The sequence below is a fragment of the Phenylobacterium kunshanense genome (genome assembly GCF_003254525.1).
Lineage (GTDB): Bacteria > Pseudomonadota > Alphaproteobacteria > Caulobacterales > Caulobacteraceae > Phenylobacterium > Phenylobacterium kunshanense.
Genome location: NZ_QFYS01000004.1, coordinates 324,427 through 348,569 on the forward strand (window position 1 = coordinate 324,427; position 24,143 = coordinate 348,569).

At 67.2% G+C, this 24,143-nt stretch carries 26 protein-coding genes and 1 tRNA gene; 10 read left to right on the forward strand and 17 right to left on the reverse strand.

Features of this window, described 5'->3' with window-relative positions:
• The first annotated feature begins 71 nt into the window (after positions 1–71).
• A complete protein-coding gene (locus DJ019_RS11770; protein WP_111276222.1) occupies positions 72–1,709 on the forward strand; it encodes a M28 family metallopeptidase in 1,638 nt (545 codons plus the stop codon).
• Positions 1,710–1,722: 13 nt separating this feature from the next.
• Here DJ019_RS11770 and DJ019_RS11775 read toward each other — a convergent pair whose 3' ends face one another.
• Positions 1,723–2,343 carry a TIGR02466 family protein gene (locus DJ019_RS11775; protein WP_111276223.1) on the reverse strand — a complete coding sequence of 207 codons (621 nt, stop codon included), beginning with the start codon at positions 2,341–2,343 and terminating at the stop codon, positions 1,723–1,725.
• A gap of 127 nt (positions 2,344–2,470) precedes the next feature.
• Between DJ019_RS11775 and DJ019_RS11780 the strand changes: the two genes are divergently transcribed.
• A complete protein-coding gene (locus DJ019_RS11780) occupies positions 2,471–3,334 on the forward strand; it encodes a hypothetical protein (RefSeq protein ID WP_111276224.1) in 864 nt (287 codons plus the stop codon).
• A gap of 55 nt (positions 3,335–3,389) precedes the next feature.
• Entirely contained in the window at positions 3,390–3,842 is a 453-nt protein-coding gene (locus DJ019_RS11785; RefSeq protein WP_111276225.1) for a DUF6152 family protein, read from the forward strand.
• A gap of 70 nt (positions 3,843–3,912) precedes the next feature.
• Here the strand turns inward: DJ019_RS11785 and DJ019_RS11790 are convergent, their stop codons facing one another.
• Positions 3,913–4,134 (reverse strand): flagellar basal body rod C-terminal domain-containing protein, encoded by a 222-nt coding sequence (locus tag DJ019_RS11790; protein ID WP_111276226.1) that lies wholly within the window; start codon positions 4,132–4,134, stop codon positions 3,913–3,915.
• A 115-nt stretch (positions 4,135–4,249) separates the two neighbouring features.
• On the opposite strand from DJ019_RS11790, the gene DJ019_RS11795 reads away from it, so the two are divergent.
• Entirely contained in the window at positions 4,250–4,606 is a 357-nt protein-coding gene (locus tag DJ019_RS11795) for a hypothetical protein (protein WP_111276227.1), read from the forward strand.
• A gap of 4 nt (positions 4,607–4,610) precedes the next feature.
• On the opposite strand, the gene DJ019_RS11800 is transcribed toward DJ019_RS11795, so the two are convergent.
• A complete protein-coding gene (locus DJ019_RS11800) occupies positions 4,611–5,855 on the reverse strand; it encodes a serine hydrolase domain-containing protein (protein ID WP_111276228.1) in 1,245 nt (414 codons plus the stop codon).
• Positions 5,856–6,025: 170 nt separating this feature from the next.
• Between DJ019_RS11800 and DJ019_RS11805 the strand changes: the two genes are divergently transcribed.
• The 3 genes from DJ019_RS11805 (at position 6,026) to DJ019_RS11815 (ending at position 7,913) form a co-directional block, all read left to right on the forward strand.
• Positions 6,026–6,901 carry an alpha/beta hydrolase gene (locus DJ019_RS11805; protein WP_111276229.1) on the forward strand — a complete coding sequence of 292 codons (876 nt, stop codon included), beginning with the start codon at positions 6,026–6,028 and terminating at the stop codon, positions 6,899–6,901.
• A 192-nt stretch (positions 6,902–7,093) separates the two neighbouring features.
• A complete protein-coding gene (gene panD / locus DJ019_RS11810) occupies positions 7,094–7,450 on the forward strand; it encodes an aspartate 1-decarboxylase (protein WP_111276230.1) in 357 nt (118 codons plus the stop codon).
• Positions 7,395–7,913 carry a hypothetical protein gene (locus DJ019_RS11815; RefSeq protein ID WP_133255294.1) on the forward strand — a complete coding sequence of 173 codons (519 nt, stop codon included), beginning with the start codon at positions 7,395–7,397 and terminating at the stop codon, positions 7,911–7,913. The genes panD and DJ019_RS11815 overlap by 56 nt, the downstream gene beginning before the upstream one ends.
• On the opposite strand, the gene DJ019_RS11820 is transcribed toward DJ019_RS11815, so the two are convergent.
• The gene (locus tag DJ019_RS11820; protein ID WP_111276232.1) at positions 7,910–8,653 is read right to left on the reverse strand and encodes an SIMPL domain-containing protein; all 744 of its coding nucleotides are present in this window, start codon (positions 8,651–8,653) and stop codon (positions 7,910–7,912) included. The two genes, DJ019_RS11815 and DJ019_RS11820, sit on opposite strands and share 4 nt — an antisense overlap.
• Positions 8,654–8,766: 113 nt before the next feature.
• Between DJ019_RS11820 and DJ019_RS11825 the strand changes: the two genes are divergently transcribed.
• Positions 8,767–8,842: transfer RNA gene (locus DJ019_RS11825), tRNA-Ile, on the forward strand.
• Positions 8,843–8,924: 82 nt separating this feature from the next.
• A complete protein-coding gene (locus DJ019_RS11830; RefSeq protein ID WP_205854146.1) occupies positions 8,925–10,235 on the forward strand; it encodes a tyrosine-type recombinase/integrase in 1,311 nt (436 codons plus the stop codon).
• 289 nt (positions 10,236–10,524) lie between these two features.
• Here DJ019_RS11830 and DJ019_RS11835 read toward each other — a convergent pair whose 3' ends face one another.
• From DJ019_RS11835 to DJ019_RS11890, 12 genes are all read right to left on the reverse strand, one after another.
• Positions 10,525–12,867, reverse strand: coding sequence for a TonB-dependent receptor (locus tag DJ019_RS11835; protein ID WP_111276234.1), 2,343 nt, complete (start codon positions 12,865–12,867; stop codon positions 10,525–10,527).
• 100 nt (positions 12,868–12,967) lie between these two features.
• Positions 12,968–13,579 (reverse strand): glutathione S-transferase family protein, encoded by a 612-nt coding sequence (locus DJ019_RS11840; protein WP_111276235.1) that lies wholly within the window; start codon positions 13,577–13,579, stop codon positions 12,968–12,970.
• 104 nt (positions 13,580–13,683) lie between these two features.
• The gene (locus DJ019_RS11845) at positions 13,684–14,301 is read right to left on the reverse strand and encodes a TetR/AcrR family transcriptional regulator (protein WP_165843988.1); all 618 of its coding nucleotides are present in this window, start codon (positions 14,299–14,301) and stop codon (positions 13,684–13,686) included.
• 70 nt (positions 14,302–14,371) lie between these two features.
• Positions 14,372–15,355, reverse strand: coding sequence for an NADP-dependent oxidoreductase (locus tag DJ019_RS11850; RefSeq protein ID WP_111276237.1), 984 nt, complete (start codon positions 15,353–15,355; stop codon positions 14,372–14,374).
• 22 nt (positions 15,356–15,377) lie between these two features.
• Positions 15,378–16,166, reverse strand: coding sequence for a glutathione S-transferase family protein (locus DJ019_RS11855; protein ID WP_165843989.1), 789 nt, complete (start codon positions 16,164–16,166; stop codon positions 15,378–15,380).
• A gap of 477 nt (positions 16,167–16,643) precedes the next feature.
• Positions 16,644–16,847 carry a hypothetical protein gene (locus DJ019_RS11860; protein WP_111276239.1) on the reverse strand — a complete coding sequence of 68 codons (204 nt, stop codon included), beginning with the start codon at positions 16,845–16,847 and terminating at the stop codon, positions 16,644–16,646.
• A gap of 89 nt (positions 16,848–16,936) precedes the next feature.
• Positions 16,937–17,224 carry a hypothetical protein gene (locus DJ019_RS11865; protein WP_111276240.1) on the reverse strand — a complete coding sequence of 96 codons (288 nt, stop codon included), beginning with the start codon at positions 17,222–17,224 and terminating at the stop codon, positions 16,937–16,939.
• Positions 17,225–17,259: 35 nt separating this feature from the next.
• Complete coding sequence (locus DJ019_RS11870) at positions 17,260–17,868, reverse strand: hypothetical protein (RefSeq protein WP_111276241.1); 609 nt, start codon at positions 17,866–17,868, stop codon at positions 17,260–17,262.
• Between the two features lie 83 nt (positions 17,869–17,951).
• Positions 17,952–20,786 carry a MobF family relaxase gene (gene mobF, locus DJ019_RS11875; RefSeq protein WP_111276242.1) on the reverse strand — a complete coding sequence of 945 codons (2,835 nt, stop codon included), beginning with the start codon at positions 20,784–20,786 and terminating at the stop codon, positions 17,952–17,954.
• Positions 20,786–21,166, reverse strand: a complete 381-nt coding sequence (locus DJ019_RS11880) for a hypothetical protein (protein ID WP_111276243.1) — start codon at positions 21,164–21,166, stop codon at positions 20,786–20,788. Before DJ019_RS11880 ends, mobF begins: the two co-directional genes overlap by 1 nt.
• A 698-nt stretch (positions 21,167–21,864) precedes the next feature.
• A complete protein-coding gene (locus tag DJ019_RS11885) occupies positions 21,865–22,041 on the reverse strand; it encodes a helix-turn-helix transcriptional regulator (RefSeq protein WP_111276244.1) in 177 nt (58 codons plus the stop codon).
• Positions 22,042–22,490: 449 nt separating this feature from the next.
• The gene (locus tag DJ019_RS11890) at positions 22,491–22,919 is read right to left on the reverse strand and encodes a single-stranded DNA-binding protein (RefSeq protein WP_111276245.1); all 429 of its coding nucleotides are present in this window, start codon (positions 22,917–22,919) and stop codon (positions 22,491–22,493) included.
• 288 nt (positions 22,920–23,207) lie between these two features.
• Between DJ019_RS11890 and DJ019_RS11895 the strand changes: the two genes are divergently transcribed.
• Positions 23,208–23,471, forward strand: a complete 264-nt coding sequence (locus tag DJ019_RS11895) for a hypothetical protein (protein ID WP_276310009.1) — start codon at positions 23,208–23,210, stop codon at positions 23,469–23,471.
• 233 nt (positions 23,472–23,704) lie between these two features.
• Here the strand turns inward: DJ019_RS11895 and DJ019_RS11900 are convergent.
• Positions 23,705–24,143: PEPxxWA-CTERM sorting domain-containing protein (locus DJ019_RS11900; protein WP_133255295.1), on the reverse strand; the 439-nt coding region annotated here is incomplete at its 5' end.

Consider the following 24,143-nt stretch of genomic DNA (forward strand, 5'->3'; position numbering starts at 1 on the left):
ACAGCTAGGACTGGCGCCCCGCGCGCGATGCTCTAAGACTCCCCGGCCGCAAGTCCGGGGAGTTCTTTCTTATGCGTCTTCCGAAGCTTCTGACCGCCACCGCTGTGGCGCTGGCCCTCGCTGCGCCCGCCGCGGCGCAAACCGCTCCGGACCTTGAACGCTCGGCCGCCAATGTGAAGGCGCACGTGGAATTCCTGGCGTCCGACCTGCTGCAGGGACGGGAGACCGGCTCCCCCGGCTACGACATCGCGGCGAACTATGTGGCCTCGCAGTTCGCGCTGCTGGGCCTGAAGCCGGCGGGCGACAAGGGGAGCTATTTCCAGCAGGTGCCGATGGTGGCCTTCCGCGCCGCCGACAAGGGCGAGTTCGTGGTTCGGGCCAAGGACGGTTCGGCCAGCCCCCTGGCCTTCGGCGAAGAGGTCCTGCTCGGCCGCAATGCCGGGGCGGCCGACCACAAGGTCTCCGCCCCGCTGGTGTTCGCCGGCTATGGCGTGGTCGCGCCGGAGAAGAAGCACGACGACTACAAGGGCCTGAACGCCAAGGGGAAAATCGTCGTCGTCCTGTCCGGCGGCCCGCCCGGGTTTCAGACCGAGGAGCGCGCCTACTACGGCAACGCCCGCACCAAGCGGATGGCGGCGGCCAAGGCGGGCGCGGTAGGGGTGATCTTCCTCTCGACGCCCAAGGACGAGCTGCGGCGGCCGTTCGCCGAAGGCGCACGCTCGTGGCAGGCCTGGGCGATGACCTGGCGCAAGCCGGATGGGACGGCTTTCGACGTGGCGCCCGGGACGCCCGGCCTGGGCTCGATCAGCGTCAAGGGCGCCGAGAAGTTGTTTGCCGGCGCGCCCAAGACCTTCGCCCAGGTGATCGCCGAAGCCGACAAGCCGAAGGGCGTCGTGCCCCGCTTCCCGCTGGCGACCGCCATGGATGTGACGCTGCGCACCGAGATGAAGGTCATCCAGAGCGCCAATGTCGCCGGCCTGCTGGAAGGCTCCGATCCGAAGCTGAAGGACGAGGTGATCGTCCTGTCGGCCCACCTGGACCACATCGGGATCACGCCGCCCCTCAACGGCGACGAGATCAACAACGGCGCCCTGGATAACGCCGGCGGCATCGCCACGACCCTGGAGGTCGCGCGGGCCTTCCAGGAATCCGGTCAGAAGCCGAAGCGCTCGCTGCTGTTCCTGGCGGTGACGGCCGAGGAGAAGGGGCTGCTGGGCGCCGAGTACTTCGCCCGCAATCCCACGGTGGCCGGGCCGATGGTGGCCAACGTCAACCTCGACATGCCGATCCTGACCTACGACTTCCTGGACGTGGTGGCCTTCGGCGCCGAGCGGTCCAGCCTGGGTCCCGCAGTGCAGCGCGCGGCGCAACGGATGGGTGTGTCGCTGTCGGCCGACCCCATGCCGGAGGAGGGGCTGTTCACCCGTTCGGACCACTTCCGCTTCGTTGAGGTGGGCGTGCCGTCGACCTTCCTGATGACCGGCTTCCAGAACGGCGGCGAGGCCAAGTTCCGGGGCTTCCTGAAGGACTGCTACCACAAGCCCTGCGACGACCTGGGCCAGGGGATCGACTACGCCGCCGGCGCCAAGTTCGCCCGCATCAACTACGAGATCGCCCGCGAACTGGCCGACGCGGACCAGCGGCCGCTGTGGAACAAGGGCGACTTCTTCGCGGGCAAGTTCGCGCCGAAGCAGACGATCGCCGACTGATCCGAACGGTGGGTCAGCGCCAGCCGTAGTTGAAGCTGACGCTGACCCGCGCCGTCTTCGCGCGGTTGGTCGTCACTTCGTGGCGGAGCCAGCTTTCCCACATGTAGATCGTGCCGGGCCGGGGCTGCAGATAGACGAAGGGCTGGACCGCCTCGGGGGCGTCCTTCCGGCGCGGCGGCGCCGCCATCATCATCGGCAGCCGCGGATCCTCTATCTTCAGCGCGCTCGCGCCGGGTGGGATGTCCACATAGACCGTGCCCGAGAGCACGCTGTGCGGGTGGATGTGGCTGGTATGGCCCGCGCCCGGCTTCAGGACGTTGACCCACAGGCTGTCCAGCCGCAGGCGGCCGCCGCCGAGATCGAAGTCCAGCGCCTCGGCGAAGGCCTTGGCGTGGCGGTCGAGCTTCGCCTTCAACTCGCCGAAGACGCTCATCCGCTGGGGCAGGTCGTTCAGGGAGGCATAGGAGGTATAGCCGCCGTAGCTGTGCTCCCGACACCACCGACGGCCGGCCTGGTCCTCGGCCTCCAGCAGGCGGCAGGCATCCAAAATCTCGGCATTGAAATTTTCGAAGGACCGGTCTGTTGTAAGGGTCGCTTCGTAGATCGGCGTGGCGAAGAGCGGGCGCAGAGGCATGCGGGCGGCTTAGCGCAGCCCGGGCCGGGCGCAAAGCTCCCGCGCTGGCGAACCGCCCGATCCGCGACTAGGCTCGGGTGAAACACAGGTGGCCGACCAACAAGGCCGCCGTTGGGGGAACGAGGGCATGAAGAGCATCGTGACGGCGCTGGCTGTGGCGGGCCTGCTGGCGGGCGCGCCGGCGGCGGTCCAGGCGCAGGGCAAGGCCAAGGCCGCCGCGGCCTACAAGGCGCCCCGCATCCCGGGAACCAGCCAGCCCGACCTCAATGGCGTCTGGCAGGTGATGAACACCGCCGGCTGGGACATCGAGCCCCATGGCGCCCGGGCGGCGCTGCAGCTACGGCCTGGCCCCTTCGTGCCGGTTCCGGCCAAGGCCGTGGTCGCGCTGGGCGCGGTCGGCGCGGTTCCCGCGGGTCCCGGCATCGTCGAAGGCGGCGAGATCCCCTACAAGCCCGAGGCCAAGGCGCTGCGCGACGAGAACCGCGCCAACTACCTGGAGCGCGACCCGGAGGTGAAATGCTACCTGCCCGGCGTGCCGCGGGCGAATTACATGCATCTGCCGTTCCAGATCTTCCAGTCCGAGAAGTCGATGCTGGTCGCCTACGAATACGCGGGCGCGGTCCGGAACATGCTGTTCACCGATCCCGGCCCGGCGCCGGTGGATACGTGGATGGGCCAGTCGGTCGCCAAGTGGGAAGGCGACACCCTGGTCGTCACCGTGACGGGCATGAACGACCGCTCCTGGTTCGACCGGGCCGGCAACCACCATTCCGACCAGATGACGGTGGTCGAGCGCTGGACGCCGACCGGTCCCATGACCATGCGATACGAGGCCACCATCACGGATCCGGCCACCTTCACCCGGCCGTGGAAGATGAGCTTCAACCTCTACAAGCGGCAGGGCGAGGACGCCCGGCTCGGCCAGTTCAAATGCGTCGAGTTCGTGGAGGAGCTGATGTACGGCGATCTCCGCAAGGAGCCGCTGAAATAATCCGGGCTCGTCGCCCGGCCTGACAAAGACGATCATCCGGCGTTGGAGGCGCAAGATGGACAACAAGAAACTGATCATCGCGGGGGCGCTCGGCGCGGCCCTCGCCGCCGCCGCGGTGGGCGGCGCCGCATGGGCCCACCATGCCTTCGCCGCCGAGTTCGATGGCAAGGCCCCCGTGCTCCTGCGCGGCAAGGTGACCCGCGTGGAGTGGATCAACCCGCACGCCTGGGTGCACATCAACGCGGTCGACCCGAAGACCGGCCAGACGACGGCGTGGATGGTGGAGGGCGGCACGCCCAACACCCTGATGCGGTCGGGGATCACCAAGGCGTCGCTGCCGCCGGGCACCGAGATCATCGTTCGCGGCTATCAGTCCAAGGACAAGCTCTGCCGTCCGGCTTGCAAGGCCAACGGCCGCGACGTGACCTTCCCGGATGGCCGCAAGCTGTTCATGGGCTCGTCGGGCACGGGCGCCCCGAAGGACGGCTCGGACCCCAACGACAAGTAGGGCCGCCGCCTGCCGGATACGGAAAGGGGAGCCGCGAGGCTCCCCTTTTTCGTCGCCGAGAGCGATCGGTTCAGCGCTGCAGGTCGAGCAGCGAGTCCCACATGTCCTGGGCGAACTTGATGACCGAGATATTGGCCGAGAAGGCGGTCTTGGCTTCGATCATGCCGACCATCTCCTGGCCGACGTCCACGTCCGAGCCCTCGACGCCCTGGGTGGCGACGCGCACCGCCGAGCTCTCGAAGCGCTGGGTGGCGGCCATCAGGCCGTAGCGGGCGGTTGCGATCGGGTCCATTCCGCCACGCTGCCATGGCGGCGGTTAACCCCAGGCTCGCAGACGTGGTGAACGCAGTTTTTCGAAGCCGAGGGTGTGGAGCCGGCGTATCCTCGAAATGCCCCAGGAGCCTCCCATGCGACGTCACATCCTTACAGCCGTCTTCGCCATGGCCGCGGGCGCGGCGGGCGCCCAGCCGGTGACGGAAAATCCGCCCACCTGGACGATCCAGTGCATCGAGGTCGGCGGTCAGCTGATCCCGGCCGTCTGCAAGGTCCCCGGCAGCCGGCTCGACCCGCGCGAGGACATCTGCACCTGCCCCGACGGCGGCCAGCGGGTCCGGGTCTCCATCTGCGCCAAGGAGCAGACGCCGCCGCCCGAGGGCAGGGCGCTGAACATCGCCCGCCGCGAGGCCGCCCGCGACGGCAGCCTCATCGGCGACAAGGTGGGAGATCGGCCGATCTGCGCAGCGCCGCGGACGCCGCCGCGCTGAGCGATCAACTCAGGGCGGCGTAGGTCATCTTCTGGAAGACGGGCAGGGCGATGCGGCCGGTGGGTCGCTGCCCTTGCATGGCCGTGACCGCCTCGGGGCCCAGCGGCATGGAGTCCTGGATCAGGTAGACCAGGATCATGTCGTTCTTCGGATCGGCCTGCCACCAGGTGCCGAAGGCGCCCGGCCAGCCGAACGCCCCTTCCGCGCCCGCGCCCATCCACTCGTGCTTCTGGGCGTCGAGGATCATCGAGACGCCGAGGCCGAAGCCCTGACTCATCCAGAACGGCATTCCCAGGAAGTCGTGGGTGCGCTGCACGTCCGTCAGGCGGTTGGCGCACATCAGGTCGATGGTCTCGGCCTTCACCAGCCGCACGCCGTCCACCTCGCCGCGGCCCAGCATCATGCGGGCGAACTTCAGATAGTCGTCGGCGGTGGAGATCAGGCCGCCGCCGCCCGCCTCGAAGGCCATCGGCGTCTCGGAGTGGGGGATCGACACGTCCTTCAGCGGGCTGCCGTCCGCCTTGGCCTCGTACAGCTTGGCCAGGCGGCCGTGCTTCTCGGGCGCCAGCCAGAAGCCGGTGTCGGACATGCCCAGCGGATCGAAGATCCGCGCCTTCAGCACCTCGCCCAGGGGCTTGCCCTCGATGCGGGCGACCAGGAAGCCCAGCACGTCGGTCGAGTGGCTGTAGTGGAAGCGCTCGCCCGGCTGGTAGCTGAGCGGCAGCTCGCTCAGCGCCTGCAGCCAGGCGTCGGGCGACAGGGCGTTGATCAGCGGCGAGCCGAGCTGCTTGTCATAGGCGTGGGCGATCGGGCCCATGGAGGTGAAGCCGTAGGCGAGGCCCGAGCGGTGGGTGAAGAGGTCCTCCACCGTGATCTCGCGCGCCGCCGGCACGGTCTCGTCCAGCGGGCCGGCGGCGTTCTTCAGAACCCGCATGTCCTTGAACTCGGGCATCCAGCGGGTGATCGGGTCGTCCAGCTTCAGCTTGCCTTCCTCGATCAGCATCATGGCGGCGATCGAGGTGACCGGCTTGGTCATCGAGGCGATGCGGAAGAGGGTGTCGCGCTCCATCGGCAGGCCGGCGGCGATGTCGCGGTGGCCGATCGTATTGACCTGCGCCACCTCGCCGCGGCGCCAGGTCAGGGTCACGATCCCCGACAGCGCCCCCTGGTCCACGATACCCTTCAGCGCCGGACCCACCTGGGCCAGAGCATCCCGATTGAAACCAGCCGGGGCCTGAGCACCGTCCATGGATCGCCTCCCTTATCACTGTTCAGTTCATTGCGCCGGTCGCGGGGGGTGACGTCAAGGCTGACCGCGGGGAAATTCGGCTGCATCTGTGGGCGACCGGGCCGCGTAGACCCCGGCAAGGGCCGCGGACGTTGCGCGCCCGCGATCGTCTCCGTACGTGAGTGGAGCCCATGCCGCCCCCGCTCTCCAAACGCTCAGCCCTGGCCGCCGCGCTCGCGACCCTGACCTCGGCCTGTTCGCCGCTGACGATGTTCGCGACGCTGTCGCCGAAGGATCCGGCCTCGCATGTCGTGCGCGGGGCGGCCTATGGGGCCGGACCACGGCAGATGCTGGACGTCTACGCGCCACGCGGTGCGCGGGGGCAGGCGCCCGTCGCGGTGTTCTTCTATGGCGGGTCGTGGGACAGCGGCCGGCGGCAGGACTATAACTGGGTGGGTCGGGCCCTGGCTTCGAAGGGCTTCGTCGCCGTGGTCGCCGACTACCGGCTCTATCCCGAGGTCAAGTACCCGGGCTTCCTCGAGGATGGCGCGCAGGCGGTGCGCTGGAGCGTCGAGAACGCGCCCCGCTTCGGCGGCGACCCCGACCGCATCGTCCTCGTCGGGCACTCGGCCGGCGCCTACAACGCGGTGATGCTGGGCCTGGACCGCCGGTACCTTTCCGCCGCCGGCGTCGATCCGGCGCGGGTGAGGGCGATCGCCGGGCTGTCGGGGCCTTACGATTTCCTGCCGATCCGCAGCGACATCACCGAGCGCATCTTCGGTGGCGCGCCCGACCTGCCGTCCACCCAGCCGCTGGCCTTCGTCGGCCCGCAGTCGCCGCCCGCATTCCTGGCGACCGGGGAGGCCGACAGCATGGTCTGGCCGAAGAATACGATCGCGCTGGCCCGGAGCCTCCGCGCGGCGGGCGTGCCGGTCGAGGAGCGGCACTATCCTGGCGTGGATCACGTCCGCATGGTGCTGGCCCTTTCGCGCCCGCTGAGAGGGCGTGCGCCGGTGCTGGAGGAGATGACCGACTTCCTGCGCCGGCACGCGGCGGCCGCGGACTGATCCGTGCTGCGGCGCGGCAGCGGGAACGGGTTCGCGGGGCTCGCATTGGCCGCGATCCTGTACGTCGTAAGGGAAAGCCGGCGTGATTGCCCCAGCGTTACGGCTGCTGCGATGCCGCATTGAATGCGGCGCTTCACGTGCGTATATGCCCGCTCGCCGACGAAGTCCGGCATGCAGGAGGACGCTACGCCTATGCTGCTCACCCTGATGAAGGCCAAGCTGCATCGCGCCACGGTCACCCAGGCCGACCTCGACTACGAGGGCTCGATCGCCATCGACCGGGATCTGCTCGACGCTTCCGGCATTCTGCCGCACGAGCAGGTGGACGTCCTCAACATCACCAACGGCGCCCGCTTCACCACCTACGCCATCGAGGCCCCGCGCGGCTCGCGTGTGATCGGCGTCAATGGCGCCGCCGCCCGCCTGGTGCAGAAGGGCGACAAGGTCATCGTAGTGACCTATGGCATGCTGCCGGCCGAGGAAGCGCGGAACTATGCCCCGACTGTGGTCCTGCTGGACGACGACAACGAGATCAAGAAGGCCGCCTGAGGTCCTCGCGGCCGCCGCACTGGCGGCCGTCAGCCTCGCCGCCTGCTCGCCGACCGCGCCTCCGGGCGTGGACAAGGGCGAGCTGGACGCCGCCGTCTCGCGGGCGATCGGCGACCCCAACAGCTGCGTGCTGATCGCCGAGGCTGGATCCGGGCGTCTGCTCTACCGCTACAACACCGCCACCACCTGCGCGAAGACCTTCCCGGCCTGCGACGCCCCCGGGGCGCGACAGGTGGAGGATCTCTTGAAGGCGACTGCGAAGGATCGCCAGCCGCGAGCGCTCTCCTGCAATACCACCGCCGACGCCTCGCGCGGGGTCGGCTGGGCCGCGGGGCCCATCGCCGGTACGGATCTGGTCTACGCCGCCATGATGGAGGGCGACCGCGCCTTCCCGGGCCGGATGATGGCCGACCGCCTGGAAGGCGCCTTCCGCCGGGCGAAGGTCTCGAAGCCGGCGCCTTAGCGCGCCAGCTCGTAGAGCCCGGTGATGTCGATCCGCACCTTCAGCTCTCCACCGGCGATCGAGGTCCCGGCGTCCATCGCTTCGCGCTTGGCGGCGTAGGCCACCATCGGCATCGGCGGCTGGGGCGCATAGCCGCCGCCTTCGCTCAGGCTGACCAGCCGGCTCACCCTGTGGCCCGTCGCCCGGGCGTAGAGGTCCGCCTTGGCGGCCAGCGCCTTCACGGCGGCCTCGCGCGCCGCGTTCTCGGCCGCCGTGGAGTCCTGCAGGCCGAAGCTGATCCCGTGCACCTGGTTGGCCCCAGATGCCACCGAGGCGTCGACCGCCGGACCCAGCCGCTTCAGGTCGTTCACCGTGATCGTGACGTTGTTCGAGGCCTGGTAGCCGACCAGCAGCGGCGGCTGGTTCTCCTGGTACCGGTACTGCGGGTTCAGGTTGAGGTTCGAGGTCTGGATGTCCTTGTCGGGGATGCCGGCCTTGCGCAGGCTGGCCATCACCGCGTTCATCCGGGTCGCATTGGCCTGCATGGCCTCGGCGGCGGTCTTGCCCTCGGTCATCACGCCCAGGGTGATGGTCGCCATGTCGGGCGCCACCTTCGTCTCGCCATAGGCCGACAGGTTGAGCGTCGTGGCGCGGAACATGCTTTCCGCGGCCGGGGGCGTCGCCTGGGCCAGCGCGGCGGGCGCGGCGGCGGCGGTCGAGAGCACGAGGCCCAGCGTGGCGGCGCGCATCAGGGTCTTCATCGGGGTCTCCGGTCCGTGTAGGGGAGGAATTGTCGGCAAGCGTCGCAGTTCCAACCTGAACGCAAGCTTTAAGCGACGTGCAGCCCGTGGTAACGCCCCGGCCTGCGCTGCAGGGGCCTGTAGCTCAATGGTTAGAGCCGGCCGCTCATAACGGTCTGGTTGCAGGTTCGAGTCCTGCCGGGCCCACCAGCAGCCGGTTTCAGCCGGTCTCGGAAGATCCGGTTAAGCCCCGTTAACGCATTGTTATACATGCAAAATTCGGAATTTGTCGGTGGCTACGGTTTCGCGCCGTTTCACCCGTGGCCGTGAACATTGTTGGTACGAAAAGTGCTTGATACCAACACTTCTCGCCGCGATACCAACAGCCATGTCCCTCTCAGACGCCAAGCTCCGGACCCTGAAGTCCGAATCGAAACCACGAAAAATCGCCGACCGCGACGGCCTCTTCGTGCTCGTGAATCCGAACGGCTCCAGGCTCTGGCGCCTCGCGTACCGGTTCGGCGGGAAGCAAAAGTTGCTGGCGTTGGGTGCGTACCCGACCGTCTCGCTGCGCGACGCGCGCAAGGCCACTGAAGCCGCCCGAGACCTGTTGGCCGAAGGCATCGATCCTTCGCACGAGCGCAAGGTCACCAAGGTGAAGGCGAAGATCGCGGCCGGTCACACGTTCGAAGCCGTCGCGAACGACTGGTTCGACGCGCGTCGCGAAGGTTGGGTCGACAGCTACTCAGAGCGGCTCAGAGCCCGGCTTGATGCCGACTTGATGCCCGCGTTGGGGAAGCGGCCGATCGCCGAGATCGAGCCCGTGGAACTGCTGGAAGCGGTTCGACGGATCGAGGCCCGCGACGCGCCGGAAATGGCGCGTCGCGTCCTGCAGATGGCGAGCGGCATCTTCCGCTTCGGCGTGGCGACGGGCCGTTGCCGGCGCGATCCCGCGGCGGACTTGCGAGGCGCCCTGAGGAGTCCAGGCGCGCCGAAGCGGCGCGCGTCGCTGCGTCCCAACGAACTGCCGGAGTTCATGCAGCGCCTGGCGGCGTACGACGGCGCCGCGCAGACAACCCTCGCACTCCAACTGGTCATCCACACCTTCGTCCGCACCTCCGAGGTCCGCTTTGCCGTCTGGAGCGAGTTCGAGGATCTGGATGGAGACCGGCCGCTGTGGCGGATTCCGGCCGAGCGCATGAAGATGCGTCGGGACCACCTGGTGCCGCTCTCGCCGCAGGTTGTGCGGATCCTGCGCGACATCAAGGAGACGTCGGGCAGGTCGGCGTTCCTGTTCCCGGCGCCCACCCGCAGCAAGGTGCTCTCCGAGAACACCATGATCTACGCGCTCTACCGGATGGGCTATCACGGCCGGGCCACGGTGCATGGCTTCCGCTCCACGGCGTCAACGTTGCTCAACGAGCGCGAGTTTAATCGTGACTGGATTGAGATGCAGCTCGCCCACTGCGAGGGCGACGTGCGCTCGATCTATAACGCCGCCGAATGGCTGTCCGGCCGGCGCGAGATGATGAACTGGTGGTCCTCCCATCTGGAGCGGATAGCGTCGCCGCAGCGGCGAAGCGGCGGATTGAAGGTGGTGTGAGGGCAGGGCGGGACGCCGCAGTGCCAATGCGAACTCGTGGCGCAAAGCTGTCGATCGGGATCGTCGCGCCAATGTGCCCTAACCGCCCCATCCCGATATCTCGACCGTCCGCAGCTTGGCCGCTGGCCATTGGCTCCGAGCCCCGAGACGGAGGCGCCTCTGGAGCGCATCCACCGGCTCATGCATCAACCGGCAAACGCAAGGGTCGCGGGAGGCCCACCTCATCGCCCCCAGGCAGCTCAAACCCGATGGGCCGCCGCGCTTCCCCCGCGACGGCCCCTTTGGCGGATCAGAAGCGCGTCTCGAAGCTCGCTCCCACCCGCCGGACCGAGTCCGGGCTGAAGTATTGCAAGTAGCCGCCCGGGTTCAGGGTGGTCACCGGCGAGGGCGTGATCTGGGCCGCCCAGCGCTTGTCGAACAGGTTCGAGGCGTAGATGGCGAAGGTCCACTTATCGTCCGGCCCGCTCACGCCCACGCGGCCGCCCACCAGGCTGTAGGCCTTCTGGATCGTGCCCGGATCGCCGTTGGCGGAATAGTTGGTGTCGCTCTGCCAGTTCCAGTTCGCCTGGGCGAAGCCGCGGATGTTCTCGCTGAGCTGGCGCTCGTACGACACGGTCGAGCCCAAAACCCAGGTCGGAACTGCGGCCAGGCGCAGGCCCTTGGCGTTGAAGAAGCCGTCGATCGAGGTGGGGTTGGCCGGCGGGGCCGTGCAGGGGCCGCCCTGCGCCACCTTGGGCTGGCCGAAGTAGCACTGCACGCCATTGAAATCGAGGTAGCGGGCATGGGTGTAGGCCCCGCCCAAGGTCACGTTCAGGTCGGCCATCGGCCGCGCGACGACATTGACCTCGACGCCCTTGGTCTTGATCGAGCCGGCGTTGGTGATGCGGCTGGAATAGGTGGGGCTGGAGAGGTCCGACACCTGGGCCTGGAAGTTTTTCACCTTGGTGTCGTAGGCCGAGATGTTCACCTGCAGGCGACGGTCGAAGAACGTCGACTTCATGCCGATCTCGTAGCTGGTCGGGATCTCCGGCAGCACCCGCTGGTTCGAGCCCGCAACGGTGGCGCCCAGGCCGCTGAAGCCGGGGCCCTTGTAGCCCTTCGACACCGTCCCGTAGATCATGATGTCGTCGGTGACGTTGTAGCGCGGCCCGATGCGCCACGAGAGGTTGTCGTTCTTGATGTCCTGGTCGAAGCGCAGGGCGACCGAACCCGGAATGAACACCGTGCCTGTCACCGGGTCGCGGCGGTAGTTCAGCTTCACCACGTCATGCGTTCCGCGCAGGCCGCCGATGATGTCCAGCTTGTCGGTGACGTGGAACGTGCCCTGGCCGAACGCCGCGTAGCTGTCCGAGCCGATGGTGTTGAAGGTCGAGGTCTGGAAGACCGTGCCCGCCGGCTGGGTCGGGACGACCCGCAACACCTGGCCGTTCGAGGCGGGCAGGATCCAGGTGAGCTGGCCCCGCTGGGTGATCTCCGAGTCCGCCGTCGAGTTGTAGTAGTAGAGGCCCAACACGTAGTCGAAGCGCTCACCGATCGGCGAGGTCAGGCGCAGTTCCTGGGTGAACCACTTGGTGTCGCCGGCGCCGCCGTTGAGGTCGATGTAGCTGACCGGCGTCAGGTCGCCGTCGTAGAAGCCGACCCGGCGTGCCTCGCGATAGGCCGAGATCGAGCTGAGCGTGAAGCCTGAGACGTCATAGTCCATATGCAGCGCCAGGCCCTGGGCGCGGCTGCTGCCGAAGAAGTCGCCGTTGGCCGCAACGGCCAGATTCTTCGGCCCGGCGACGATGCCGTACTGAGCGTTCGTGACCGCCGGCGCATAGCCGGGCGTGACCTTCCGCCAGGTGGAGGCGCAGCAGAAAGTGTCGCTCTGCGACCGGTCGGCCTGGGCGAAGACGGTCAGGTTCTCGGTAGGCTTCCACTGGAACTTGAGCGCCACGCCGGTGACCTTGCGCGGGTCGGTATCGTCGCCGCCGCGCGCCACGTTCTTGATGATCCCGTCGCGCTCGTTGTGGACCACCACCAGGCGCAGGGCCGCGGTGTCGCCGACGGCAACGTTGCCGATGGCCTCGAAGTTGCGCTCGCCGCGCTCGCCGACTTCGACCCGGACCTTGCCGGAATTGTCGTCCAGCACGGGACGTTTGGTGATGAAGTGGACCAGGCCGGCCGAGGCGTTCTTGCCGAAGAGCATGCCCTGCGGTCCGCGCAGGATCTCGACGCGCTCGACGTCGGCCAGGGTGGACAGGCTACCGGGGTCGGCCAGGACCACGCCGTCCACCACAGTGGAGATGCTCTGCTCGATGCCGGCCGAGAAGCTGCTGGTCCCGATGCCGCGGATCAGGAAGCCCGAGGCGCTGTTGCTGAGGCTCTGCTTGAAGCGAACGGACGGGTCGATCAGCGTCAGCTGCTGGGCCTGGGTGACGTGCAGCGCCTCCAGCGCCTCGCCCTTCACCGCGGTGATCGACAGCGGAACGTCCTGGACATTCTCGGCGCGCTTCTGGGCGGTCACCACCAGTTCGTCGATGGTGGCCGTCGCCTGTGCCGAGGCCGATCCGGCCAGGGCGGACGCCAGCGCCGCGACGGCGGCGCCGGCCAGAAGCGCCCGTTGCGGACGCGTGCTCGTGCGAGCGGTCATCTCTCGTTCCTTCCCCTCATCGCCTCGGGCGGCGTTGTTATGTTAAGTCACGTTACCGTCACTTAATGGCGACGGCAAGGTTGGCCGGATGGTGGTTCGACTAGGCGCTGGCGCTCGGGCGGGCCGAGACGCGGCCGTGCCAGGCGAGGACGTTCGCGCAGTCCGCCGGGATCGGGACGCCGATGAAGAGGCCGAAGTCGACGGTGGTCAGGGCGATGATGTCCGCCATGGAGTAGGCCTCACCAGCGATGAACGCCTTCCCGGCCAGCTCGCTGTCCAGCCAGTGATAGATCTGTTCGATGCGCGGCCGGTTCGACTCGCCGAAGTCCTTGAACTGGGTCAGCAACGCGGCAGTCAGCGGATGGGTGTGGCGCCAGATCTGGCCGATCGGGTTCATGAGTTGGAACTCGATCCGCCGGATCCACATGTCGACCTCGGCGCGCTCGCGGGCGGTCGAGCCGAACAGCGATGGACCGGGCAGAGTCTCGTCCAGATAGCGGCAGATGCTGACGCTCTCGCTGAGGAACGTGCCGTCATCCAGTTCCAGCGTCGGAAGCTGGCCCAGCGAGTTCTTGGCCAGGAAGTCGGCCGCCTTGTGGCCGCGCTCGCGCATCGGCACGCGGACGTGTTCGACGCTCCCGCCCTTTTCGGCCAGGAAGATGCGGACGCGCCGCGGATTGGGCGCCGGATTGTCTTCGCCGTAGAGCTTCATCGTTTCCCTCCCGGCCGCCTCCTGAGCAGCTCTATAAGAGTAACGGTACCGTTACTTAAGGCGTGTGCGCAAGCCTTCTTTGCCCGGCGCAGGGCAGGATCAGTTCACTTTCTGGCGTGCTTCGCCTTGAGCGCCTCGGCGCCGGCGACCACTGCCACGGTGATCGTCTCGATCAGCGCCTCGTCGTCGCCGTTCCGCGCGGCGAGGAAGCCGGTGACGCCGGTCACCATGAACCAGGCGTACTGCAGGGCCACGTCGTCCGGCAGGCCATAGGCGCGCTTGAGGCCGAGCGCCCAGCCCTTAGCGTTGGCCTCCTGCATCTCCCGCGCCCGCTCGCGCAACCGGCCGCTGTCGGTGACCAGGCGCAGGAAGAGCTCGCCGCTCTCGTCCGACCGGACGCACCAGTGGCGCAGCGCCGCCCGGACCGCCGCGTCGAAGGTGGCGTCCTGCGGCAGTTCCTGCGTCCAGCGGGCGGCGTAGTTGGCCTGCTCGCGGTCGAACAGCGCCGCCAGCACGGCGTCACGGTCGGCGAAGTAGCGGTAGGGCAGGGACTTGTTCACCCCGCACCGCTGGGCCACGCCCTCCATCGTCACCGACGCCACGCCCTGCTCGAGCACAATCGCGGCGGCGGCGTCCAGGAACACGTCGCGGCGCTCCGAGCCTTTCAGACGCTTCTGCACGATCTTGGCGCCGTCAGGCCCGGTTCGATTGGATGTGGTCACAAGCCCCCGCCCGTTCAGTCGGCCAACCCTGTCATCATCCCGAGCGGAGGCCTGCGCGTCCAGCGTGCGATCAGTCGGCAACGCGGATCAGCATCTTGCCGCTGTTGAGTCCGGAAAACAGGCCGATCAACCCCTCGGGCGCGCGCTCGAAGCCGTCCAGGATAGTCTCCTGGTACTTCATGCGGCCGTCCTTCAGCCAGCCGGTCATGTCCTCCACGAACTTGGTCTGCAGGTGCGGGAAGTCGCTAGCCACGAACCCTTCCATCCGCACGCGGCTGTAGATGATGGCCGACAGGTTGCGCACGCCCTCGCCGCCGCCGTTGTAGGTCGAGATCATGCCGCAGACCGGGATCCGGCCCCGCACGTTCATCCGCGGTAGCACGGCGTCTAGGTGCGAGCCGCCGACGTTCTCGAAGTAGACGTCGATGCCCTTGGGCATGGCCTCGGCCAGGGCCGTCTTCAGCGGTTGGACTTTGTAGTTGATGACGGCGTCCAGCCCGACCTCGTCCCTCAACCAGGCGGCCTTGTCGTCCGCGCCGGTGGAGCCCACCACATAGCAGCCCTTGATCTTGGCGATCTGGGCCACGACCGAACCCACGGCGCCGCCAGCCGTCGAGACGAACACCTGCTCGCCGACCTTCAGCGCGCCCACCTCCAGCAGGCCGCCGTAGGCGGTGATGCCCGTGCCGCCCAGGGCGTGCATGTAGACGCTGAGCGACAGCGCTGGGTCGGGGTTCAGGGCCTGCAGGCCCTTGCCGTCCGAGATGAAGCGCTCCTGCATCCCCACGCCGTGGCGGACCAGCGTTCCTTCGGCGAACTTCGGGTTGCGGGACTGTACGACCCGGCCGATGCCGCCGCCGATCATGGCGACGTTCAGCGGCTGGTCCGCCGTGAGGCGTGGCCGCATGTAGGGGTCGACCGACATCAGCAGGTTCTGGACCTGTACCTCGCCGTCGCCGGCGTCGGGGACATCGACCGAGACCACCGCGAAGTCGTCGGCGACCGGGACGCCGTTCGGACGGCGGACGAGGTGGACCTGGCGTGCTGCGGTCATCTCAGCTCATCTCCAAAGTGGGTTAGCGGGTCGGGCCGGGCGACCGGGGACCGGACGGGGCGTGCTGGGGCAGGGCGCGCAGCATGCCGATCATCCCGTCCGGGCGCGCCTTGGCAAGCATGCGCTGGTAGGCCGGGCGGGCCTCGACCCGCGCCTTCCACGCCGCCACCTTAGGAAATTGCACCGCATCGACGATGTTGAGCTCGGTCGCCACCCGAAGCGGAAACAGCATCATGATGTCGGCCGCCGAGAAAGCCGCGCCGCCGAACCATTCGTGCGCCTTCAAGAACTCTTCCGCGAACTCGACGACCGCCTCGGAGTCCACCAGCCGCGAGCGCTCCTTCGGCGGTTGCTGCATCCAGGCGCGATAGTCTGAGAACAGCTTCGCGGCCAGCGAACCCTCCGCATAGTGCATCCACATCAGGTAGTGGGGATAGTCCGCGCTCCCGAGATCGGGCTGCAGCTTGCCGGGCGCGTGGCGGTTGAGGATCAGTTCCATGATCGCGCCGGACTCGACCAGCACCTGGTCGCCGTACTTCACGGTGGGCGCCATCGGCACGATTGGGCTGAACGCCTTGATCAGCGCCATCGATCCCATCAGGTCGCCGCGCTTGAACTCCAGCTTGTAGGGGAAGCCCAGCTCTTCCATCAGCCAGACCACCCGCTCCGAGCGGCGGCCCTCGAGGTGGTAGATGCTGATGGGCGGCAGAGGCGAGCCCTTGCCCTGTGTCGCAGCGGCGGCCGCCACCGGCGCAGCCGCCAAGCTGGCCAATGCCGCGAGACCGGCGCGCCGGTTGAGTTCGATTGTCATGTGCGTCCCCTGCCTTGTCATTCCGGTTGGCCGACCGGTCGCGTGATTAAGTAACGGTATCGTCACTAACGGGTCGGCGCAAGTCGGGCGCCACTTGCAAAGCGCCGAACCTCCGGCACCACCGCGGGTAACCGGTATGGCGGCGACGGCGATGATCGCTATCGTGGCCGTGGCTTGGCGGGTCGCCTACGCCCACCAACGCCCAGAGCGAAGAAAGAGCGCCGACATGACCGGCGCCCTCGTTGAAGTCCGGCGCGCCGAAGGGCTACTCTTTAAGTCATAGACCGGCGAAATCGAATGCAGTGACCAAACCCAAGGTCGGCCGGGGGGACGGCTCCGTGCCTTCGGTCACAGCCGCGAAGGTCCTGTTTCCGGAGCGATGCCAACGACCGCAACTGGCGCTTCTCAGAAGCCCGGACTGTCTGCTTCCAGCGCAGATCGCCGCTCCACGCCCCCTTACCGATGGCGACGGGATGTTCAGCCGTCCAGCTTTGCCAGGACGAGCCAGTGCCAGATCATGTCACAGCCGGTCGGCAAGTGGGATCCGCGCCGCTCGTTGCATTGCTGGTGCTTGAGCAAGCCATTCCGAACGGTCCGCCGGCCGCCGAGATGCGCGGGATCGTAGTGATCGAACGACGGCCGAAGCGGACTGTCGGGTGGCAGTGCGACGCCCAGGTCCATGAGCTGTCCGCAGCCGGCGCAGTATCCGGACTGCGCCCGGTGCAGGACGCGGAGGTGTTTGCGCCGACGGCGTCCCTGACGGCGTGCCCTCACGACGCATTGCCATCAGGCCGCGGGAAGTAGCCGCTGAGTCCGACCGCGCAGGCCCCCGTCAAGAGGCCACCGGCGCCCAGCCATGCCCAGCGCCAGTCGGTAGGCTGGTAGAGTAGGAGGGTCACGATCGACGTCCCCGTCGCCGCGCCGCCGAGAAGGCATATCCCGTAAAGGAACCAGCGGATAAGGCGCGCCGTCGCCGGGCCGAAGGGCGAGCCGACGCTCTGAGCATCATCGCCCGTGTGGTTGCATTGCGGGGTGTCGGTGGTCCGAGGGGGCTGCACGGATGCACTCCTTTGTTGCGCGTTCTCGCGCCCCTTCACGCCCGTCCTTCCTCTTTCGCTTCCGGAGCAGGTTTGCTGGTCTCCTCGGCTTCGCGACGAGCCGCCGCCTCCGCCAATCGCCGCTCAGCCTTGAGCGCCCGCTGTTCGAGCCGATATGCCTCCAACCGCTCACGCCCCGGCCGTGCGCGGCAGAGGGGCGGCAATCTGGCAAGGTCGGGCTCGATGAGGATCAACCGGTCTAGGGCGTAGTCCTCGGGCGCGAAGGTCATGTACGGGTCGCCGTATACGATCCACACCGGGTAATGGGTCGCCGCCATATGAAGCAGCTTCACAATCGACCTGCGCCGCCAACTGGCGTCGAGTTCGAAGGCTACGCCACGGCGTCCATCCCGGGCGGTCCAAACCACATCGAGCTGGCCCCGCCGGCCATCCAGGATCGCGGGCGTCCAGTACTCAAGCTTGGAGATGTAGCCGAGACGCTCACCTAGGGCCTGGAGCCGGTCTTGAAGTTCGTAGTGATACTGGGTCGGGTGGGTGGCTACCCGCTCGCAGGCGTAGATCTCGGCGTCGATCAAGGCGGCGAGGTCCGGGGGCAGGCCATCATCCTGGCGGGTGGCGTGGAGGGTGTTCGGGGTCGGCGGCACGTGGTGCTCCTCTGATGCGCGTTTCGCGCCCCTTCAGACCCTTCCTCCTCCTCCTGCTGACGGCGGAGATGCGGACTTCGGCATCACCGCTCCATCTCCCAATCGCCTGCGGGCTTAGACACGCGCTCTCTTTGCCAGTCGCCGCCGGCCTTCGATGGGCGATCGATCTGCCGCTGCAAGTCGAGCGCCGCCGACTTCTGGAACTCCCGATCGATCGCGCGCGGCAGACCTTGTGCGTCATCGGTGTAGACGTGCGCCTCAAGCCGGGCCCGTGAGATCGCGACATAGAAGGTGTCACCGGAGGTAGTCTTGCGGTTGGTTTCGGCCTCGATCAGCACCCGGTCCACGGTAAGGCCCTGGCTGCTGTGGACTGTAGTCGCGTAGGCGCAGTCGATGTGCATGGGCCGATCACGGGGCAGACTGACTTCCCGCTTGCCTGACTCCAGGAAGACGTTTTGCGAGCCGACGTATGTCACCGTGAAGCGGTCGCCGTTTGCCAGGTCCTTGGCCGCATCGTTGCGCGTGATCCGTACGACGTCGCCGCGCGCCAGTTCCTGGCGGACCGTCTCGTAAACCGAGACATTCCGCAGTTCAGCCGGATCGATGCGCAGCTGACGACCCGTGGGGCTCCGGAGCGTCAGCTTGTCGGCGATCGTGTCCTCGACCGTGTAGAGCTCGCCCCTCTTCAGGCCCAGGGCGCGATGGTCCTGCTCCGGCTGCACCCGGTCGCCGACGTGATAGTTCCTGGCGAACAGCCGTTCCTCTTGGGTGGTGTCGCGCCGCACGAGACACTCCAGCACCTTGCCCTGGCCAGCGAGCCCCAGCGCTTCGCGTACCCGGGTCTTGATCTCGCGCCGGCCTTCATTGGTGCCCGAGAGGATAAGTGTCTCCTTGCGCGCTTCAGGTGAGAGGCGAGCATAGTCCTTTGCGATCGTTCGCCGGCGCGCCCCGGCGTCGCGGATTTCTATCACGTCGCCGAGCTTCTCCAGCGCAGCCTTCGCCGCCCCCTCGGCCGCTAATCCCACGGCTTCACGCAGGAGGGAATTGGACTGCCGCTGGATCTCCTTCATGCCAGCCGTGGGCATGCCCGCCCGGATCAGCTGGTCGAAGGGCCGGCCGGCCTCGATCGCCTTGGTCTGGGCGCGGTCTCCGATCAGCACCACGCGCGAGCCTGCCGCCTCGGCGGCCTCGAGCACCTTGGCCATCTGGCGAGCGGGCATGACGCCGGCTTCGTCGATCACCAGCACGGACTTGCTGTCTAGGCTGTTGCGCTGTGAGTTCAGGAACGAGGCGACGGTCCTGGCTTCGAGTCCGAACTCCCGAAGTGCTTTCACCTGGCCGCCATAGGGCGCGAGCATCTGCACCTTGTGGCCCGCCTGTTCGACCTCGGCGGCCGCTGCCTTCAACATGAAGCTCTTGCCCGTGCCCGCGAGCCCCTCGATGCCGACCACGCGGTTCGGGGTGGTCAGCATGACCCTGACCGCATCCAACTGTCCTGCATTCAGCTTTGTCCGCAGGAGGCGCTCCAGGGCACTTTCGTCCTTCGCGAGTGGGATGAGGGCGCCGCGGCCCTCCCGCTCGATCCGCAGCACCTTCTCTTCGCGTGCTATGGCTTCGGGGGTGGCGTAGCGGCGAGGGGCCTCGATGAGCCTTCCCGTCACGATGGCGTCTTGCACCAGCGCGAGGGCCACAGGCTCGCGCTGGCCCTCGGTCATCAGGTCACGCACCAGATCATCGACCGTGCGGGCAGCCTCGCCCCGCTCGCCTGCGGCGAAGAAGCGGGGCGCTTCGGCGACGATCTCACCCTCCGCAACAGCCTCACGGATGGCAGTGAAGATCGCCCCGGACCGAACGCCATCCATGCCGTATTCCAACGCCTTGGCGATCAGGCGCTCATGGGAGACGGCCGCCTCGCGTTCGCCGATGTGCCGCATGGCCGATTCCACGGCGAGGCGCGCCTTGACGTGCTCGGCCACCTTGGCCGGCGACCAGAACTTCTGGAGCATCTTGAAGAGGCCCCTCGGCCGGGGGGCAGCCTGCAGGTCCAACTGGGCTTCGCGCGCGCGCTCCACCCACTGGGCATGGAGCTGGGCCCGGTCAAGGTGGGGTTCCTTGCGCCCGCGGGTCTTCATAGTCGCTGCCTGGCGCTCGGCTCGCGAGGCGCTCCCACGGGTTCGCCCCTTAAGCGCCAGTTCCGCCTCGATCTCCCGGCTACGTACGCTGAAGGCCTCGATCTGCTCCCGAGAAAAGCGCGCCAGCTCGAACGTGCCTTGAGGCCCATACCGAAGCTCATGGCCTAGGGTCTCGAGCTCGCGCGCCAGGTGGGCGCGGTACTCCGCGCCCATGTAGGCGGTGGCGCGGATGATCTCGTCATTGTGCAGCGCTCGCCACTCGCCGTCGGCACGCCGGGTCAAGTTCATCGCCACCGCATGGGTGTGCAGGGCCGGATCGTAGGCCCGTGTGGTTTCGTGGCGGAACTTGGCGATGATCAGGTTGCCGGTCTTCTCGATCCGCGAAACTCCATCGATCTTTTGCCGAGCCTCCGCGCGTCGCTCGACATCCTCCAGCGTGAGCGTCACCGCCCGGTCGTGCGCGGCGACCACAGCAGCGTCCCCGCCGATCAGCGCCAGCAACGAAACGCTCTTGGGCGCCGAGAACGTCAGGTCGATGCCGATCCGGGTCTTGGCGTCGTCCCGGGTGGAGCGGCGCGAGGCCGGTCCGCCAGGCTCGACTTGGCCCGCCAGGAGCTGGCGGAAACGGTCCGCATCGACCTCGCCGACCAGACCGAGCAACTCGGCGCCCGTGCCCTGCCAGACCTGCGCCTCGCCCTCCTTGGCGTAGTAGTCGTCGGCGCCGTCACCGTAATAGCTGGCCACGTCGCCGACGTCCTGCCGGGTGAGAACCTTGTGCGTCAGCATCAGCGGTCCTCCCGTCGGCGAGCCCAGACGGGAAGCTTGTGGCGTTCCACCTCCCGCTGGGCCGCCTCGATGTCGACGGGACGACTGCGGCGCAGGAAGCTCAGCACCTCCGCGACCATGCCCAGCAGTTGAAGCAGGCGGTGGAGGATGCGATCCTCGGGCCGAGGATCGACGGCGCCCTGAAGGGCGAGCTCGGCTCTGAGGCCCTGGATCTGAAGGTCGAATTTGTCGACCCGCTCAAGCCGATCCCGGATTTCGTCGTGGAGGCTGCGACCGTGGGCCTGGGCCGCGGTCCGGAGCGAAAGCACCATGACCGGGCTGAGGCGCAGCTGGATGGGGTCGGAAAGCGCGCCGCTCTTCGTAGTAGAATTGTGATACATCTAACACCTTGAAGTCATGAGGGTTTGGGCGGCGGAAGCGCCGCTTCTGTAGTTCGCGAGCACTACGACTGTCGTGAGCTTGAGTTGGAGAAAGTCCAGCTAGATCAATTGGCTAGCGGCACCGCGAGGGTGCGTATGGTGTATCAGCCAATTTAAGGGCTGAGAGAGGCGGAATTCGCTGGGCGGCAGGAGGGCAAATGCGGGCCGACGTCGAGCGTAACGCCCGAAGGGGCCGTATTCGACACGCATACGACGCTCATTCGACGCCCATTCGACGCCAATACATCGCCGTACGACAGAAACGCGCTCATAGCGCGAGCGGCGGAAGCCGAAATGCGCGCGGAAGTAGATTTCCGGCCACAACCGATCTACAAGTGGCAACACGCGATCTACAGTCGGCGACAGCTGATCTACAAACGGCCACGCACGATGCCGGAAGCTAGGCGCAGACTGGGGCGCCATCGCTACAATGTGCCCCCGGCGACATGCGACGCCACGGTGCGAAGGTACGAAGTACCTACGCTGAAGGTACGCATCACCTACGATGAAGTTAGCGGGTTCGGTGGATAGGGCCCGGCCAGATGAGGCCGTAGCCGCAAGATGCACATGCATGGTTGCGCTCACAGATTGGGGTTTTCGGAAATGCCGGAGGCAGCAGTCGCTGCCGCCCCCGGCGTTGTGCGTCAGGCCGCCGTGCGTCAGCGGGACGCGATCCAGTCGAGGATGTCAGTCAAGCGCCAGGCGACGCGGCCTGGCGAAATCCGGATGGGAGCCGGGGCCTCCCCCGCTCGAACAAGCCGCCACCAAGTGGTGCGGCCCAGGTTGCCCACCATGGGGCGCAGGGTCTTCCAACCGATCAGGGTATTTGCGTTCATCAACGCTCCTATGTGCGAAGCCCGAGATGGGCCGCCAGCGGCGTGCTGGCCCACGTAGGATGGGTCGGAAAGTCGGGAACAAGCGAGGAACAAAAGTTGCGGTTAACGAGCATTTTCAATTGACTAGATGCTCGGAATCTCGCATCCCCTTCGGGGGGCTTAAGTAGCCTTCTGCAAGAGCTAAGACTTATAGGCGCCGGCAATTTTGCGGCGCGCAAAGTCCGACTAGCCGGCATGGCTGCGACAGCCTGCCGCACCTCATGTCACGTGTCTCAACTATGACTGGGCCGCTTCGCCCTGTTTCTGGGCGGACTATTGCCGGCTTGCCGGAAGCGAAGTTGAGTCGACGGCACAGGAGCGGAGGGCGCGACCTGATCGCCCTAGTGGCCGTGTCGCGGCGTGGGAGATGGCCCGCCCGTCAAGGGCGGGCCACTAATGAATCTAGGCGTTCAGTTCGACGTGCTCGGTTGGAGGCGACGAGCGGTTGGGGTTCGCTGGCGGGTGCTCGGCTTGGGTGGGCGATTTCGATCATGGGGACGGCTACCCAGGATCCGGACTTGGCCACCAGCGCGAGGCTGCACGACCACTTCGGTTGAGGTGCGCTCGGCGCCGTTGGCATCGGTCCACCTGCGGGCGCAGAGCCGGCCCTCGATCAAAACCATGGCGCCCTTTCGCGCATGCGACAGGTAGTTTGCGGAGCCGTCACCCCACACCGTCACACGATGCCACTCAGTGCGCTCCTTGCGCTCACCGGTCTCGCGATCCTTCCAGGTCTCGGTGGTGGCGAGGCGCAGGTTGGTGACCTTGGCGCCGTCGTTGAGGCTGCGGACTTCCGGGTCGGCGCCCAGGCGGCCGATGAGTTGGGTCTTGTTCAACATCGTCTTGTCTCCGTTCCGAAGGCCGGGAGGAGCCCGGCCGCTCGCGGGGCCATCCCGCGATCACGGAGCCGTTCGACGTGGGGCAGGGCGGCGCGCGAAATCCGGGCCCGGGGGAACCGGTCTGCAGGCGCTAGCCGAAGATGGGTGGGACCCGAGCAGGCCCGCCTGCAAGGCAGGTCGATTTCGCGCGACGAACGCATACGTCAGGTTTCCGAGATCGATCGCGGGGGCCGCCAGCGGACCGGTTCGTTCAAGCCAGAACTGAGACCAGGTGTATGAACTGGCCTCGTGAGTGCGCTGGGCGTCCCCGGGAAGGCGGCCAACGCCGGTGGCGTCGCGACCTCTGCGCTTGAAATGCAGCAGAATGCGTCCCGCGACAGTTGGACCTTTGAACAGACGGAGGCCCGGCTTGCTGCAATCATGCGAGGGATCCACGACCGCTGCGCGGAAACGGCTGAGGCCTACGGCGCTCCTGGCGACTACGTCCTAGGGGCGAACATCGTAGGCTTCATCCGGGTAGCCGAGGCTATGCGCGCGCTTGGGATCGTCTGACGGGCTCCATCAGGCGCGGAGCTCAACAGGACCTTCGCAGGTCAGCCCGGTGGGAATCTTGCTCTCCGCGCTGGCGGGAATTGAGCTGGCCGCCCCCGCGAGAAGACTGATCTTGCCATCATGGCGTTTGCCATGTCGGGCCAAGACGGGGTTGATGATGAACGGGGCCGAGCTAGGCGCGGCGACAGCCCCAGCGTTGCCGCTGGGGCTGGAGACTGCGGCTTGCGTTGGAACTAGGCAGCGGCAGCGGCAGCGCTGCGACGGCGGAGCATCGCTCCCGCGCCACCAAATCCCATGATCAGCAGCGCCCAGGTCGCAGGCTCAGGCACCGCGCCACCGCCGGGCGCCGCCGGCGCGAGGCCTCCAATGCCAACCGTGATTCCGTGCCAGTCTTCGGAGTTGTCGGTGAACGAGACGCTGCTGAAGTTGCCGGCGAACTTGAGTATGCCGTGGAGTTCGCCCTGACTCGTGAAGCTGTAGTCGGTCACATTCGTGAAATCGCCGCACCCAAAGAAGCCACATCCAGCGCTCACGGGCGTAATCGGCTGATTAAAGGTGCCGGAGTTGTTGTTCCAACTCACAAGCGCCAAATAGACGTTAGAAACGGCTTTCGAAAACGATATTGTTTTCAAGCTTCCAGATTGGATCGCGATGATATCTGGCGTTTCGGGG